Genomic DNA, 14,049 nt, shown 5'->3' with positions numbered 1-14,049 from the left:
ACCATGACGGACGTTTTGAAAGCCGCGGATCGCCCCCAGGATCGCCCCCAGGATCGCCCCAAGCTGGTCGTTGGAATTTCAGGGGCTTCCGGCGTGGTCTACGGCGTGCGGACCCTGGATGCGTGCCGCGAACTGGGCGTCGAGAGCCACCTCGTCGTCTCGAAGTCGGCGGTGCTGACCCTGCAGCAGGAGACCGGCCAGTCGGTCGCCGAGCTCAATGAGCGGGCGGATGTTGTCCATCGCGTGAGCGACATTGGGGCGGCCATCGCCTCGGGCTCGTTCCGCACCCTGGGCATGGTCATCGCGCCCTGCTCGGTGCGGACGATGAGCGAAATCGCCACCGGCGTAACGTCCTCGCTGCTGACCCGGGCCGCCGACGTAACCCTGAAGGAGCGCCGGCCGCTGGTGCTGCTGGTGCGCGAGACGCCGCTGCACCTGGGCCACCTGCGGACCATGACCAGGCTGGCCGAGATGGGCGCGGTGATCGCCCCGCCGCTGCCCGCCTTCTACGCCAAGCCCGCCACGATCGCCGAGATGGTCGACCAGTCGGTGGGCCGGGCGCTGGACCTGTTCGATCTCTCATGGAAGCCGGTGAAGCGCTGGGGCGAGGACCTCGCCACCCTGTCTGGCAAGGATGTTCAAGGCGAGGAAGGTTAACGCCGATGCGGATCTGGGACTGGGCTCTCGAGGTCTATGCGCGTCAACCTGTCGCAGAGGCGTGCCTGCACTTGCAGGACGCCCACGGCCAGAACGTGCCCTACCTGCTATGGGCCGCCTGGATGGCCGGGGAAGGGCGCTCGGCCGACCTGAAGGATGCGGCCAGGATGATGCGCGCCTGGGACGCCGAGGTCGGCGCGCCCCTGCGCGGCGTGCGCCGGGCGCTGAAGCCCTCGCGCCCTCCGGTCGATGACGCCGCCAGGGAGGCCCTGCGCGACGCCGTGAAGGCCGCCGAGTTGAAGGGCGAGCGGGTGCTGATGGAAAGCCTGGAGGCTTTGAGCGGTCCGCCGGGCGCGCCGGCGCCGGCGCTGGACGGCCTGGTCGCCGCCGCCGAGGCCTCGGGCGACCCGCCTCGCCGCGCCGCTTTGGAAAAGCTGGCGGTCGCGCTTGAAAAGTCCACGGGCTGAGCGCCTTTACGGCTCGTCAGCCTTTGCTATCTAAATCCCTACTGGGGCTCACCTGAGATATGTCCATGAACGACGATGATCCGTCGGACGACACCGATATCGCGATCGAACGTCGCCTTGCCGACCTGCGCGAGGATCACAAGGATCTCGACGACGCCATCCGAGCGCTGGAAGAGCGCTACCAGCCCGACATGCTGCAGGTCGCCCGCCTGAAGCGCAAGAAGCTGGCCCTCAAGGACGAGATCGGCCGGCTGGAAGACCAGCTGACCCCCGACATCATCGCGTAGAGCCGGACAAGCTCCACCTCGAACATCTAGAGCGTGTCTGGGGCCGAAACCGCTCACGCTTTCGGCTGCGACGTGCTCGGACCCGTCAGGCGGCGATCGCGGTCGCTTCCAGGTCGCGGACGGTCTGCAGCAGGCGACCCGGCGTGATCGGCTTTTCCAGCCGCGCGTCGGCGTGCTGGTCGTCCTTCAGCAGGCGGGGGTCGACGGCCGAGGCCATCAGGGTCATGGCGCAGGGGCGCGCCTTGCGCACGGCGCTGACCAGCTCGCCGCCGCTCATGCGCGGCATCGCGTGGTCGGTGATCACCAGGTCGGGCTTGAACCGGTCCAAGGCCTCATAGGCTTCCTGGCCGTCCCGACACAGCAGGACGTCAAACCCCGCCTCGGTCAGGGTGATTTCGTAGATCAGCGAGAGGACAGGGTCATCCTCGGCGATCAGAATACGCTGCATCCGTCCTACGCCCAGTCATGCTTAACAGACTATGAAGATCTGTTACCGCGGCCGGCGGGGGCCGTCGCCGTGCGATAAGGTCGCATTCCCCTGAGTTGTCGTCAGGCTTGCTTCCGCTTGCGGACGAACATGGCGGCGTCGGCTTCGGCCAGGGCCTGTTCCGGATCGGCGCCGGGCTCGATCTCGCGCACGCCGTAGGAGATATGCAACGGGGCCGACCATTCGCCGAACTCGACGGGCGTGGAGCGGACAGCGTCGGCCAGGCTCTGAGCCTTGGACAGGGCGGTTTCCTTGTCGGCCTGGGCCAGCAGCACGGCGAACTCGTCGCCGCCCATGCGGCCCACGACGTCGCTCTCGCGGACATTGGCCAGCAGGCGCTTGGCGACGGCCTTCAGGGCCTCGTCGCCAGCGGCGTGGCCGAAGCGGTCGTTGACGGCCTTGAAGTTGTCGAGGTCGAAGAACACCACGCTGGCCGGCGAGCCGTAGCGCTGGGCGAAGGCCGAGACGCGCTTCATCTCGCGCAGGAACGCCCGGCGGTTCAGCACCGGCGTCAGCACGTCCATGTCGGCCAGGCCCTGCGCCTCGTTCAGGCGCAGCTTCAGCATGGCGACCTCGTTCCGCAGGTCGTCGATCTCGCTCATCAGGGTCTGAAGCGCCTCGATGACCTTCGGGCTCATGTCGGCTTCCGTGAGGCCCAGGAAGGCGGCGCTGTCGGGGGCGGCCACCTCACGCGCCACGACCTGAGCCCCGGCGCGCGCGAGGGCGCGCTTGCGGATGGCGGCGAAAGGTTCGGTTCGGGCGCCGGAGATCTTCATGAGTTCACAGGGAATCGTTATGGCACAGCTAGCATTAAGGTTAACGGGAACGCCGTTCGACGCAATCGGGGGCGCCGATAAGCCGCAGGCGCGGATCGACGCGCCCACTCTAGATGCGACCCCGGAACGTTTTGTGTCGTTTTGGGCTTGCCGGAGCGGGCGGACGCGCATACGGGGCGGCCTTCCGACGCTCGCCTAGAGCGTGGCGGCCGAAAGTGTAAGCGGTTTCGGCGCCTGCCACGCTCTAAATGTTTGAGGTAGAGCCTGTTCATCCGTTTCCGATTGTCTCCATCGGAAACGGACAGGCTCTAGCAGAGAGACGACGCCGATGCCTTCGACCACGCCGCCCGTCGCCATCATCATGGGCAGCCGCTCGGACTGGCCGACCATGAAGGGCGCGGCCGACGCGCTGGACGCCCTGGGCGTGGCCTATGAGGCCAAGGTGGTCTCGGCCCACCGCACCCCTCGGCGCCTGTTCGACTTCGCCACCGGCGCGGAAGCCGCCGGCTACAAGGTGATCATCGCCGGGGCCGGCGGCGCGGCGCATTTGCCGGGCATGGCCGCCTCGATGACCAATCTTCCGGTGCTGGGCGTGCCGGTGCAATCCAAGGCGCTGAGCGGCCTCGACAGCCTGCTCTCGATCGTCCAGATGCCCGGCGGCGTCCCGGTGGCGACCCTGGCGATCGGCGAGGCTGGGGCCAAGAACGCTGGCCTCCTGGCCGCCCAGATTCTGGCCCTGTCGGATCCGGCCCTCAACCAGCGCCTGTCGGCCTTCCGCCAGGCCCAGACCGACAGCGTCGCCGAGAGCGTCGAGGACTGATCCAGATGCCTGAGTTTCCTCTCGTTCCCGGTTCGACCATCGGCATCCTCGGCGGGGGCCAACTGGGCCGCATGCTGGCCCAGGCCGCGGCCCGGCTGGGCTTCGATGTCGTCGTCCAGGATCCGGAAGAGAATTCACCCGCCGGCCGCGTCGCCGCCCGCCAGATCGTCGCCGCCTACGACGACCGCTGGGCGCTGAAGCGCCTGGCCGAGGCCTGCGACGTCGTCACCTACGAGTTCGAGAACGTTCCGGCCGACACCGTGTCGGAACTGGCCGCCTTGGGCGCGGTGGTCTCGCCGGGCGCCAAGGCCCTGGCCGCCGCTCAGGACCGGGTGGTCGAGAAGAGTTTCCTGGCCGAGATCGGCGTGCCGACGGTGGCCTTCGCCCCCGTCCAGGACAGCGAGAGCCTGGCCGCGGCGGTCGCCAAGATCGGCGCGCCGTCGCTGCTGAAGACGCGCCGCGATGGCTATGACGGCAAGGGCCAGGCCTGGATCCAGAAGGCTTCCGACGCCGAGGCTGCGTTCGAGAAGATCGGTCGGCGCGCCGCCATTCTCGAGGCTCCCGCCGACTTCGGCCGCGAACTGTCGGTGATCGCCGCCCGTAGCCGCGACGGTGAGATCGCCTGCTATCCCCTGTCGGAGAACCACCACGAGGGCGGCGTGCTCAAGCGCACCGTGGCTCCCGCCAAGGTCACGCCGGCGACCCGCGACCAGGCCGAGACCATCGCCATCAAGATCCTGACCGCCCTGGACTATGTCGGGGTGATCGGTGTGGAGCTGTTCGAGCTGGCTGGCGGCAAGCTGCTGGTCAACGAGTTCGCCCCGCGCGTCCACAACACCGGCCACTGGACCCAGGACGGCTGCGAGGTCGACCAGTTCGAGCAGCACATCCGCGCCGTCGCCGGCTGGCCGCTGGGCCCGACCGACCCGCACCATCATGTCGAGATGACCAATCTTCTGGGCGCCGACGTCGACGCCTGGCGCAAGCTGGCCGCCGAGCCGGAGACCCGCATCCACCTCTACGGCAAGGGCGAGGCCCGGCCGGGACGGAAGATGGGCCACGTGAACCGGTTGCGGCCCCTGCGGGACTAGGTGGCGGCGGCGCGCCGCCCTTGCGGGGCTTGGCGGTCGCCGGGAAGCGCCTAAGGTCGAGCGAAGAATCTTGGCCTTGGGGATACGCCTTGTCGCCCACGCTCGAAACCGAACGCCTGATCCTGCGGGTCCCGGTCCAGGACGACTTCGACGCCGGCTGGGCCGAGTTCCACGGCGATGCCGAGTGCATGCGCTATCTGGGCGGCGCCATGCCGCGCAGCATCGCCTGGCGCGCCATGGCCCAGGTGGTCGGCATGTGGCCGCTGCGCGGGTTCGGGACCTTCTCGGTGATCGAGAAGGCCACCGGGCGCTGGGTCGGTCGCTCCGGTCCCTGGCAGCCGGAGGGCTGGCCGGCGCGGGAGGTCGGCTGGATGCTGCACCGCTCGGCCTGGGGCCGGGGCTACGCCACCGAGGCGGCTGGCGCTTGCCTGAAGTTCGTGTTCGAGGACCTGGGGTGGACGTCGGTGGCCCACATGATCCATCCCGACAATCTCGCCTCGCAGGCCGTCGCCGCCCGACTGGGCTCGCGGCTGATCAGGATGGTCGACCTGCCGCCGCCGATGGACGTGGCGGGCCCGACCCAGATGTGGGGTCAGGACGCGCCTTAGTCCCCGTCGTCGGGCGCGGTCAGGTCAGACGTGTCGAACGCGTAGTCCAGCAGGTCGCCCGGCTTGCAGTCCAGGGCCGCGCACAGACGGGCCAGGGTGCGGAAGCGGATGCCCTTGACCTTGCCCGAGCGGAACAGGGACAGCTGGGTCTCGCTGAGGCCGACCTCCTGGGCCAGGTCGCGGGCCTTCAGACCCTTGGCGACGATCAGGGCGTCCAGGGTGACGCGAACGGGCATCAGATCATCTCGTCGAGTTCGGCCTGCGCCGCCAGGGCCTGGTCCATCACGCGGCCCAGCAGGAAAAGGGCGCCGCCGATCATGCCCAGCGTCATGCCGGCCACGTCGAAGTTCAGATAGCTGCGCTTGTCCGCCCCGACCAGCCGCATCAGGTTGATGACCACGAAGACGCTGGCGACGCCGCCGACCCCCAAGGCCAGGCCGACGCGGCGCAGGGCCGAGGGCAGGGCGGCCTGGATCAGCCGGCCCTTGGCGATCTCGCCCAGCGCCTGGCCGATAGACCACACGCCGAACAGGTAGCAGACGGCCGGGATGTACTGGATCGTGATGGCGAGCACCTTCGCGGGCGTGGGCGCCGTCGGCCGATGCAGGGCCATCAGCAGCAGCGGCGCGATCCAGGCCATCAGCGCCAGGAGCAGGCCGACGCTGACGACCATGAACACGGCCAGCCAGCGGAACTGGCCGCACATGCGGCGGAATTTCTCGGCGTCCTTGGCGTTCACGGCGGCCTCCCAACCTGTCTCATCTTTAATCTTGACTTAAAGACGGTCGCTTCGCAACTTTATATCTGACTTAAACGAAAGTGAGCGCCGCCGCATGTCCGTCGCCATCGAAACCGAAGGCCTGTCCCGTCGTTTCGGCCCGCGCCTGGCGGTCGACGGCGTGTCGATGACCGTGCCAGAGCGGGCCGTGTACGGCTTCCTGGGCCGCAACGGCGCGGGCAAGACCACGACGCTGAAGATGGTGCTGGGCCTGATCCGTCCGACCTCAGGCGTGGCCAGGGTCTGCGGCCTGGACGTCGCCCGCGACCGCATCGGCGCGGCGCGCAAGGTCGGGGCGCTGCTGGAGGCGCACGGCTTCTACGGCAACCTGACCGGCCGGGAGAACCTGGCCCTGACCGCGACCCTTCTGGGCTGTCCGGCGAGCGAGATCGACCGGGTGCTGGAGGTGGTCGAGATGCGTCCCGACGCCGGCCGCAAGGTGGCCGGCTATTCGCTGGGCATGCGCCAGCGGCTCGGCCTGGCCCGCGCCATGCTGGGCGCGCCGCCGGTGCTGGTGCTGGACGAGCCGACCAACGGTCTCGACCCCGACGGCATCGCCGACATGCGCCGGTTCCTCAAGAGCCTGCCAGAGCGCACCGGCGCCACCGTGCTGCTGTCCAGTCACCTTCTGGGCGAGATCGAGCAGACCGCCACCCATGTCGGCGTCGTCAATGACGGCCGGCTGGTGCTGGAGGGGGAACTTTCGCGCCTGAAGGCCGACCTCGCGCCGGAGATCGTCCTGCGCACCGGCGACGATGCGCGGGCCGCCGCGCTGTTGCGCGGCCACGGCCTGGACGTCCGCGTCGCCGAAAGCCTGACCGTGGCCCTGGACGCCGGCGACGCCGTCGACCCGGCCGTGGCCGGGCTCACCGCCCTGCTGGTCGAGGCCGCCGTTCCCGTCTTCGCCATCGGTCCCCGCGCCCAGTCGCTGGAGGACATCTATCGCCGCGTCGCCGTTTCCACCGTCCGTCAAGCCGAGGCCGCCTGATGCTCGCCGTCCTGTCCGTCGAAATCCGCAAGCTCAACCGCTCGCTGGCCGCGCTGCTGGCCATCGCCGCGCCGTCGCTGATCGCCGCCTTCCTGTTCTTCCTGGTGCTGCGCGGCAATAAGGCCCCGCCGTGGGACAGGCTGTTGGAAGGCTCGACCACCGCATGGGCCTTCTTCATGCTGCCCATGAGCGTGACGGCCCTGACCGCTCTGGTCGCGCACATGGAGCACGGACCCCGCGCCTGGGATCATCTGCGGGCGCTGCCGGTCCCGCGCTGGAAGCTCTATGCCGCCAAGGCGATCTGCGTGATCGCCGTGGTCACGGTCATGAGCGGCCTGAACCTGCTGCTGAGCTGGGCGTCGGTCTCGGCGGCGGCGACGATCAAGCCCGTCATGACGCCGACCGGGACGGTGGACGTGGCGCGCCTGCTGTTGCTGAATCTCAAGATCGTCGCCGCCGCGATCCTGCTGACCGCCATACAGCTGTGGACCGCCCTGCGCTTCGCCAGCTTCGTGCCGGCCCTGGCGATCGGCATCGGCGGGACCTTCTTCTCGGTGGTGGCGACCTCGGCCAAGGAGGGGGTGTTCTTCCCCTGGCAGATGCCGGTGAACATGCTGGCCAGGGAGGCGTGGCGGGTAGAGACCGCCCTGGCGCTCGGCGGCGGCCTTGGCCTGGTCGCCCTGGCTGTAGCGATCGCCCATCTGGCGCGGCGCGAGGTGTTGTAACCCCGCGTCGGGCTCTCTAGGACCGTCTCCGACGGAGGACGGCATGACCGAACAGGCGCTCATCGGATTGATCGGCGGCATGAGCTGGGAAAGCTCGGCCCAGTACTACAGGCTGATCAACGAGGCTGTGCGCGACCGGGTGGGCGGCGTCGCCTCGGCCAAGACGCTGATGTGGTCGTTCGACTTCGCCGAGATCGAGCATCTGCAGCACGCCGGCCGCTGGCCCGAGCTGTCGCGCCGCCTGGCCGACGCCGCCCGGGCGCTGGAGGCGGGCGGGGCCGATTTCCTGGTCCTCTGCACCAACACCATGCACCGCGAGGCCGACGCCATCGAGGCGGCCGTGCGGATCCCGCTACTGCACATCGCCGACCCGACGGGCGAGGCGATCAAGGCGGCCGGCCTCACGACCGTGGGCCTGCTGGGCACGGCCTTCACCATGGAGCACGACTTCTATCGCGGCCGGCTCGAGCAGAAGCACGGCCTGACCGTGCTGACCCCGGACGCCGACGACCGCGCCGCCGTGCACCGGATCATCTACGAGGAGCTGGTGACCGGCCAGGTGCTGGGCGCCTCGCGCGAGACCTACAAGGCGGTGATCGCTCGACTGGCGGCGCGGGGCGCCCAGGCGATCATCCTGGGCTGCACCGAGATCATGCTGCTGATCGGCCAGGCGGACAGTCCGGTCCCGGTATTCGACACCACGACCCTGCATGCGATGGCGGCGGTGGACAGGGCGTTGTCGGAGTAGAGACCTACGCTGCCCCACTCTTTTATCCGCCGTCATTCCCGCCCTTGTGGCGGGAACCTCTCTATCCGCCGCAGGTGCGGAGGTGTGGCGGGCCAGCCCGCCAAGGCGTCTCACGCGCCAGCTGAACCAGGGGTTCCCGCCACAAGGGCGGGAATGACGGCGGTGGAGAGGGGCCGGGATGACAAGCGTGTGGGCGCTGATAGGGTGCGCTCCGCTCAAGTTGCGGAGTTTCCCGAATGCGTCTCTGTTCAGTGTCGGGCCTCGCCCTGCTCGCCAGCCTCTCGATCCTGGCGGCGACGCCCGTCCTGGCCCAGACCACAACGGCCTATGAGTCCGTCGACCCGTTCATCGGCACGGGCGGCGACGGCCACACCTTCCCCGGGGCGGTGGTTCCGTTCGGCATGGTGCAGCTGAGCCCCGACACCGACATCCTGCCGTTCAAGCAGAGCTACGCCCGCGCGGCCGGCTACCGTTTCGGCGACCCGACCATCCTGGGCTTCTCGCACACCCACTTCTCGGGCGCGGGCCATTCGGACCTCGGCGACATCCTGCTGACCCCCGTCGCCGGCGAGGCCAAGCTGGAGCCGGGCGAGGTCGACAAGCCGGGTTCGGGCTACCGGTCGCGCTACAGCCACGACACCGAGGTCGCCCAGCCGGGCTATTACGCCGTGACCCTCAGCGACAGCCGCGTGCGCGCCGAACTGACCGCCGGCCTGCGCACCGGCCTGCATCGCTACACCTTCCAGAAGGGCGACCGCGCCCAGGTGCTGATCGACCTGCGAAGCTCGATCTACAACTATCCGGGCAAGGTGCTGTGGTCGCGCCTGCGGGTGTCGCCGGACGGCGTGGTCACCGGCTATCGCGAGACGCGCGGCTGGGCGCCGGGCCGCAAGCTGTTCTTCGCCATCAGGTTCGACCGCCCGCTGGTCGGCCAGCAGTTCCGCAACACCGAGAAGGACGTGCCCTATAACGGCTTCGCCCAACCGGGCCGCACGCCGGGCGACCGCGCCCAGGTCCAGGGCCGCGCCCTGGTCGGGGTGTTCGACTTCGGCCAGATCGACGGGCCGCTGACCGTGAAGGTGGCGCTGTCGTCGGTCAGCGAGGACGGGGCGATCGCCAACCTCGCCAGCGACGAGCCGGGCTTCGACTTCGACGCTCAGCGCGCCCGCGCCAAGACCGCGTGGGAAAAGGCCCTGGGCGCGGTCGACATCGAGGCCCCGGCCCCGATGAAGAAGACGCTCTACACGGCGCTCTACCACACCCTGCTGGCCCCCAGCGTCTATGCCGACGCCGACGGCCGTTACAGGGGCCCCGACGACCAGGTGCACGAGGGCAAGCTGGACGGCCGCCCGTTCACCTTCCACTCGACCTTCTCGCTGTGGGACACCTTCCGGGCCGAGCACCCGTTGCTGACCCTGATCCAGCCGGCCGACTACACCAACGACGTGGTCAATTCGCTGATCGCCTCGCAGAAGCAGAGCCCGTACGGCATCCTGCCGGTCTGGCAGTTCCACGGCCAGGAAACCTGGACGATGATCGGCTACCACGCCGTGCCGGTGATCGCCGACGCCTGGATGAAAGGCATCCGCGGCTATGACGGCAAGGCGGCCCTGGACGCCATGGTCAAGAGCGCGACCTACGCACCCTATGGCGGCCTCGGCGACTACATGAAGCTGGGCTACGCGCCGATCGATAAGGAGCCGGAAGCCGCCTCCAAGACCGTCGAATACGCCTATAACGACTGGACCATCGCCCGCATGGCCAAGGACATGGGCCAGGACGAGATCGCCAAGACCTTCGAGAAGCGGGCGTCCTACTGGCGCAACAGCTTCGACGTGAAGACCGGCTTCCTACGGGCCCGCAAGAGCGACGGGACCTTCCGCGAGCCGTTCAACCCGACCGCCATCAACTACGGCTCGGACTATACCGAGGGCAACGCCTGGCAATATTCGTGGTTCGCGCCGCAGGACCTGGGCGGGATCGTCAAGACGCTGGGCGGCGACGCCGCGACGGTCAAGAAGCTGGACGCCATGTTCGACTTCGACAATTCGAAGGTCGACTATTCGCACGCCGAGGACATCGCCGGCCTGATCGGCCAGTACATCCACGGCAACGAGCCCAGCCACCACGTGGCCTATATGTACGACTACGCCGGCGCCCCGTGGCGCACCCAGGCCCGGCTGAGCCAGATCATCAAGACCCAGTACAAGCCTACGCCCGACGGCCTGTCGGGCAATGACGACCTGGGCCAGATGTCGGCCTGGCTGATGTTCACCAGTCTGGGCTTCTATCCGGTGACCCCGGCCTCGAACGAATACGCCATCGGCCGGCCGTTCGTGGACAGGGCGGCGCTGAACCTGCCGAACGGCAAGCGCTTCACGGTGCGGGCCGAGGGCCTGGCGGACGATAGGCCGTACGTTGGCAAGGTGACGCTGAACGGCAAGCCGCTGACCCGCGCCTATCTCAAGCACGACGAGATCGTGGCGGGCGGCGAACTGGCCTTCACGATGAGCGCCACGCCGAACAAGACCTGGGCGACGAAGGTGGCGGATAGGCCGACGTCGCTGACCGGATACAAATAAGCTTGTCATCCCGGCCGCAGCGAAGCGGAGAGCCGGAACCCAGTGGTGACCGCACTGCGCCGACCCCTGGGTCCCGGACAAGCGCTACGCGCTTTCCGGGATGACAAGAATTGGGCCTAGTAAGGCAACCGCTCCGGCGGCGGCGGGGCGGTCGGCGCCATGGTCTCGGCCGCCTTCGCCGCCGCGTCCAGTTCCGAGGCCGCGCGCGCGAACTCCGCCGACAGGGTCTCGTAGTAGCCGTTGCGCGGATCCGGCTCGGTCTGCGGCGCGGGGTCCGGCAGCAACCAGTCGAAGTCGCGGACCGCCAGGGTCTGGTGGGCGGTCATCATGAAGCGGCGCCAGATGCTGGCCGGGATGTCGCCGCCGACCACCTTGTTCATCGGCTTCTCGTCGTCATTGCCGACCCAGACGCCGGTCACGTAGTCGGGCGTGAAGCCGACGAACCAGGCGTCGCGCCAGTTCTGGCTGGTGCCGGTCTTGCCGGCCGCCGGACGGCCGAAGGCGGCGCGCTTGGCCGTGCCCTCGGTGACCACCTTCTTCATCATCTTGACCATGATGCTGGCGTGGCCGACGTCATAGACGCGGCGCTCGGCCTGGGGAGGCTGGTGCTGGAACAGCGCCTGGCCGTCCTGGGTGGTGACCGCCTCGATGACATAGGGCTCGACCCGGACGCCGCCCTGCTGGAAGACCTGGAAGCCCGAGGTCAGCTGCAGCAGGCTCACCTCGTACGAGCCCAGGGCCACCGACAGGTCGGGGACGGGCGGCAGGGTGGTGATGCCGAAGCGGCGGACGAGATCGCCGATCGCCGCGCCGCCGGCCTCCTGGCCGAGCTTCACGGCCACGGTGTTGATCGAGTTGATCAGCGCGCGCTCGACGGTCATCGGACCGCGATAGCCGCCGCTGTAGTTCTCGGGGCTCCAGTCGCCGAACCTGACCGGCTCGTCGACGCGGATGTCGGTCGGCAGCACGCCCTTCTCGACGGCGGCGGCGTAGACGAACGGCTTGAACGTCGAACCTGGCTGGCGGCGGGCCTGGACGGCGCGGTTGAACGGGCTCTCGCCGTAGTCCGTGCCGCCGACCATGGCCCGGATGGCGCCGTCGGTCGACAGCGACAGCAGGGCCGCCTGGCGCGCGCCCGAGCGGGTGGTTTCGGTGGCCATGGTCTGGCGCACGATCTCGGCGCCCTCGCGCTGCAGCAGCGGGTCGATGGTCAGGCGCACCACGAGGTCCGGCGCGTTCTGGCCGGCGATCTTCACGGCCTCGGTGGTCGCGTAATCCAGCACCCAGCCGTAGTCGCCCTCGTCCTGCAGGGCCATCGGCGACAGGCGCGGGGTGTCGTCCAGCGCGCGACTCTCCTGCTCGGCGGTGATCCAGCCTTCCTTGCGCATATTGGCCAGGATCAGCCGCGAGCGGGTCAGAGCCCGCTCCATGTCGTTGGTCAGGGCCAGGCGCGACGGGGCCTTGGGCAGGCTGGCCAGCAGGGCCGCTTCCGACAGGGTCAGCTGGCTGGCGGGCTTGCCGAAATAGGTCTGGGCCGCGCCGTCAACGCCGTAGGTGCCGGCCCCGAAATAGATGCGGTTCAGATAGAGCTCGAGAATCTCGTCCTTGGTCAGGACCTGCTCGAGCTTCCAGGCCAGCAGCATCTCCTGGAGCTTGCGCTTCACGACGCGGTCGGGCGTCAGGAACAGGCCCTTGGCCAGCTGCTGGGTCAGGGTCGAGGCGCCCTGCTTGGTCTTGCCGCCGCGCCAGTTGACCCAGGCGGCCCGGACGATGCCCTGGGCGTCGATCGGTCCGTGTTGGTAGAAACGCCTGTCCTCGGCCGCCAGGAAGGCCTGGGGCACGTAGTTGGGCACCGCCCCCAGGGTGATACGCTGGCCATAGCGCGGACCGCGCGTGGCGATCACCTGGCCGTTGCGGTCCTCGAAGCGGATGCCGGGCGCGCGGTTGACCGCGAACAGCGCCGAGCGCGAGGGCAGGGGCGGGGTGTCCTTGAGGTACTTCTGCCAGACATAGGCCGCGCCGCCGCCGGCGGCGAGCACGCCAACCAGGAACGAGACCAGCAGCACGCCCCAGATCCAGCCCCACTTGCGGGCCTTCTTCCTGGCGGCGCGGTGCTGAAGATCGGCGCGGAAGGGCTCCTCCGGCGGCGGAGGGGGCGGCGGAGGCTGATAGGACGGCGGCGGGGGCGGGGACAGCTGGAACGGATCCCGCAGCGGTTCAGGCTGCGCCCACGGGTCGTGGGGCGGCTCAGGCGGCGCGCCGGCGGCAGGCTCCGGCCTGCGTTTGGACGGATCCTTGTCGTCGAATTTGTACGGCGGAAGGGTCCAGTCGTTCACGGTCTGAGTCAGGCTCTGTTTGTTCGCCAGGTAAATCGGGTTTAGGACGGCGCCATGACGCCACGCAAACCTTTCTGGGAGACGAAGACGCTCTCCGAGATGACCGTCCCCGAGTGGGAGAGCCTATGCGATGGGTGCGGCCTTTGCTGCCTCGTTCGCTTCGAAGACGAAGATACGGGCGAGATCATCCCCACGCGGGTGCACTGCCAGCTCCTCGACGCGCATCTCTGCCGCTGCAAGGACTATCCGAACCGCAAGAAGACGGTGCCGGACTGCATCAAGCTGACGCCCTACAATATCGAGGATCTGGAGTGGATGCCGCTGTCCTGCGGCTATCGCCGGATCCACGAGGGCAAGGACCTGCCGCGCTGGCACCCGCTGATCACCGGCGATCCGGACAGTCCCCACAAGGCGGGCGTCTCGGTGCGCGACCAGACGGTGTCGGAGCTGAGCTTCAAGGACGCCGAGGACGCCATGGATTTCGTGGCGACGGACCTGATGCGCGATCGCGGTGATGATCCTTACGATCCGGAGGAGTAGTTCCCTCTCCCCTTGGGGGAGAGGGTGGCCCACGAAGTGGGTCGGGTGAGGGCGCGCGAGGCTTGTCCGGACAGGGCTGTCGACCCCTCATCCGTCGCTTCGCGACACCTTCTCCCGCAAGGGGAGAAGGAACCTGGACCCCAGATACGGAAAAAGCCG

Annotated in this window: 16 protein-coding genes and 1 pseudogene; 12 read left to right on the top strand and 5 right to left on the bottom strand. The window is 68.8% G+C overall.

The window, feature by feature from the left end:
- Positions 1-3 precede the first annotated feature (3 nt).
- From AC1RNC_RS13425 to AC1RNC_RS13415, 3 genes are read left to right on the top strand one after another with little or no spacing between them, the layout of a single operon-like run.
- Positions 4-657, top strand: a complete 654-nt coding sequence (locus AC1RNC_RS13425; RefSeq protein ID WP_492886918.1) for a UbiX family flavin prenyltransferase — start codon at positions 4-6, stop codon at positions 655-657.
- A 5-nt stretch (positions 658-662) separates the two neighbouring features.
- Positions 663-1,124 carry a TIGR02444 family protein gene (locus tag AC1RNC_RS13420; RefSeq protein ID WP_492886917.1) on the top strand — a complete coding sequence of 154 codons (462 nt, stop codon included), beginning with the start codon at positions 663-665 and terminating at the stop codon, positions 1,122-1,124.
- A 59-nt stretch (positions 1,125-1,183) separates the two neighbouring features.
- Positions 1,184-1,411 carry a YdcH family protein gene (locus tag AC1RNC_RS13415; RefSeq protein ID WP_492886916.1) on the top strand — a complete coding sequence of 76 codons (228 nt, stop codon included), beginning with the start codon at positions 1,184-1,186 and terminating at the stop codon, positions 1,409-1,411.
- Between the two features lie 85 nt (positions 1,412-1,496).
- Here AC1RNC_RS13415 and AC1RNC_RS13410 read toward each other — a convergent pair whose 3' ends face one another.
- Together AC1RNC_RS13410 and AC1RNC_RS13405 are read right to left on the bottom strand one after the other, a co-directional pair.
- Positions 1,497-1,859 carry a response regulator gene (locus AC1RNC_RS13410; RefSeq protein WP_492886915.1) on the bottom strand — a complete coding sequence of 121 codons (363 nt, stop codon included), beginning with the start codon at positions 1,857-1,859 and terminating at the stop codon, positions 1,497-1,499.
- A 101-nt stretch (positions 1,860-1,960) separates the two neighbouring features.
- A complete protein-coding gene (locus tag AC1RNC_RS13405; protein WP_492886914.1) occupies positions 1,961-2,674 on the bottom strand; it encodes a GGDEF domain-containing protein in 714 nt (237 codons plus the stop codon).
- A 328-nt stretch (positions 2,675-3,002) separates the two neighbouring features.
- Between AC1RNC_RS13405 and purE the strand changes: the two genes are divergently transcribed.
- From purE to AC1RNC_RS13390, 3 genes are all read left to right on the top strand, one after another.
- Entirely contained in the window at positions 3,003-3,494 is a 492-nt protein-coding gene (gene purE, locus AC1RNC_RS13400) for a 5-(carboxyamino)imidazole ribonucleotide mutase (RefSeq protein WP_492886913.1), read from the top strand.
- A 5-nt stretch (positions 3,495-3,499) separates the two neighbouring features.
- Positions 3,500-4,585: a 5-(carboxyamino)imidazole ribonucleotide synthase gene (locus AC1RNC_RS13395; RefSeq protein WP_492886912.1), complete on the top strand. Its 1,086-nt coding sequence runs from the start codon at positions 3,500-3,502 to the stop codon at positions 4,583-4,585.
- An 89-nt stretch (positions 4,586-4,674) separates the two neighbouring features.
- Entirely contained in the window at positions 4,675-5,193 is a 519-nt protein-coding gene (locus tag AC1RNC_RS13390) for a GNAT family N-acetyltransferase (RefSeq protein WP_492886911.1), read from the top strand.
- On the opposite strand, the gene AC1RNC_RS13385 is transcribed toward AC1RNC_RS13390, so the two are convergent.
- Positions 5,190-5,429, bottom strand: coding sequence for a helix-turn-helix domain-containing protein (locus AC1RNC_RS13385; protein WP_492836849.1), 240 nt, complete (start codon positions 5,427-5,429; stop codon positions 5,190-5,192). The two genes, AC1RNC_RS13390 and AC1RNC_RS13385, sit on opposite strands and share 4 nt — an antisense overlap.
- The gene (locus AC1RNC_RS13380; protein WP_492886910.1) at positions 5,429-5,932 is read right to left on the bottom strand and encodes a DUF2975 domain-containing protein; all 504 of its coding nucleotides are present in this window, start codon (positions 5,930-5,932) and stop codon (positions 5,429-5,431) included. Before AC1RNC_RS13380 ends, AC1RNC_RS13385 begins: the two co-directional genes overlap by 1 nt.
- Before the next feature lie 94 nt (positions 5,933-6,026).
- Here AC1RNC_RS13380 and AC1RNC_RS13375 point away from each other — a divergent pair, with 94 nt between their 5' ends.
- The 5 genes and pseudogenes from AC1RNC_RS13375 to AC1RNC_RS13355 all read left to right on the top strand — a co-directional run.
- Positions 6,027-6,959, top strand: a complete 933-nt coding sequence (locus AC1RNC_RS13375) for an ABC transporter ATP-binding protein (protein ID WP_492886909.1) — start codon at positions 6,027-6,029, stop codon at positions 6,957-6,959.
- Positions 6,959-7,684 carry an ABC transporter permease gene (locus AC1RNC_RS13370; protein ID WP_492886908.1) on the top strand — a complete coding sequence of 242 codons (726 nt, stop codon included), beginning with the start codon at positions 6,959-6,961 and terminating at the stop codon, positions 7,682-7,684. The genes AC1RNC_RS13375 and AC1RNC_RS13370 overlap by 1 nt, the downstream gene beginning before the upstream one ends.
- Before the next feature lie 43 nt (positions 7,685-7,727).
- Positions 7,728-8,432: an aspartate/glutamate racemase family protein gene (locus AC1RNC_RS13365; RefSeq protein ID WP_492886907.1), complete on the top strand. Its 705-nt coding sequence runs from the start codon at positions 7,728-7,730 to the stop codon at positions 8,430-8,432.
- Positions 8,433-8,668: 236 nt separating this feature from the next.
- Positions 8,669-11,014 (top strand): GH92 family glycosyl hydrolase, encoded by a 2,346-nt coding sequence (locus tag AC1RNC_RS13360; RefSeq protein ID WP_492886906.1) that lies wholly within the window; start codon positions 8,669-8,671, stop codon positions 11,012-11,014.
- Positions 11,015-11,134: pseudogene (locus AC1RNC_RS13355) on the top strand (hypothetical protein); the annotation flags it as partial.
- Here AC1RNC_RS13355 and pbpC read toward each other — a convergent pair.
- A complete protein-coding gene (gene pbpC, locus AC1RNC_RS13350) occupies positions 11,131-13,350 on the bottom strand; it encodes a multimodular transpeptidase-transglycosylase PbpC (protein ID WP_492886905.1) in 2,220 nt (739 codons plus the stop codon). The pseudogene AC1RNC_RS13355 and the gene pbpC sit on opposite strands and share 4 nt — an antisense overlap.
- A gap of 54 nt (positions 13,351-13,404) precedes the next feature.
- On the opposite strand from pbpC, the gene AC1RNC_RS13345 reads away from it, so the two are divergent.
- Entirely contained in the window at positions 13,405-13,890 is a 486-nt protein-coding gene (locus AC1RNC_RS13345; RefSeq protein WP_492886904.1) for a YcgN family cysteine cluster protein, read from the top strand.
- Positions 13,891-14,049: the final 159 nt, after the last annotated feature.

Source organism: Caulobacter sp. GW822-FHT01G02 (genome assembly GCF_058802865.1).
This window is presented reverse-complemented; position numbering and strand designations above follow the sequence as displayed.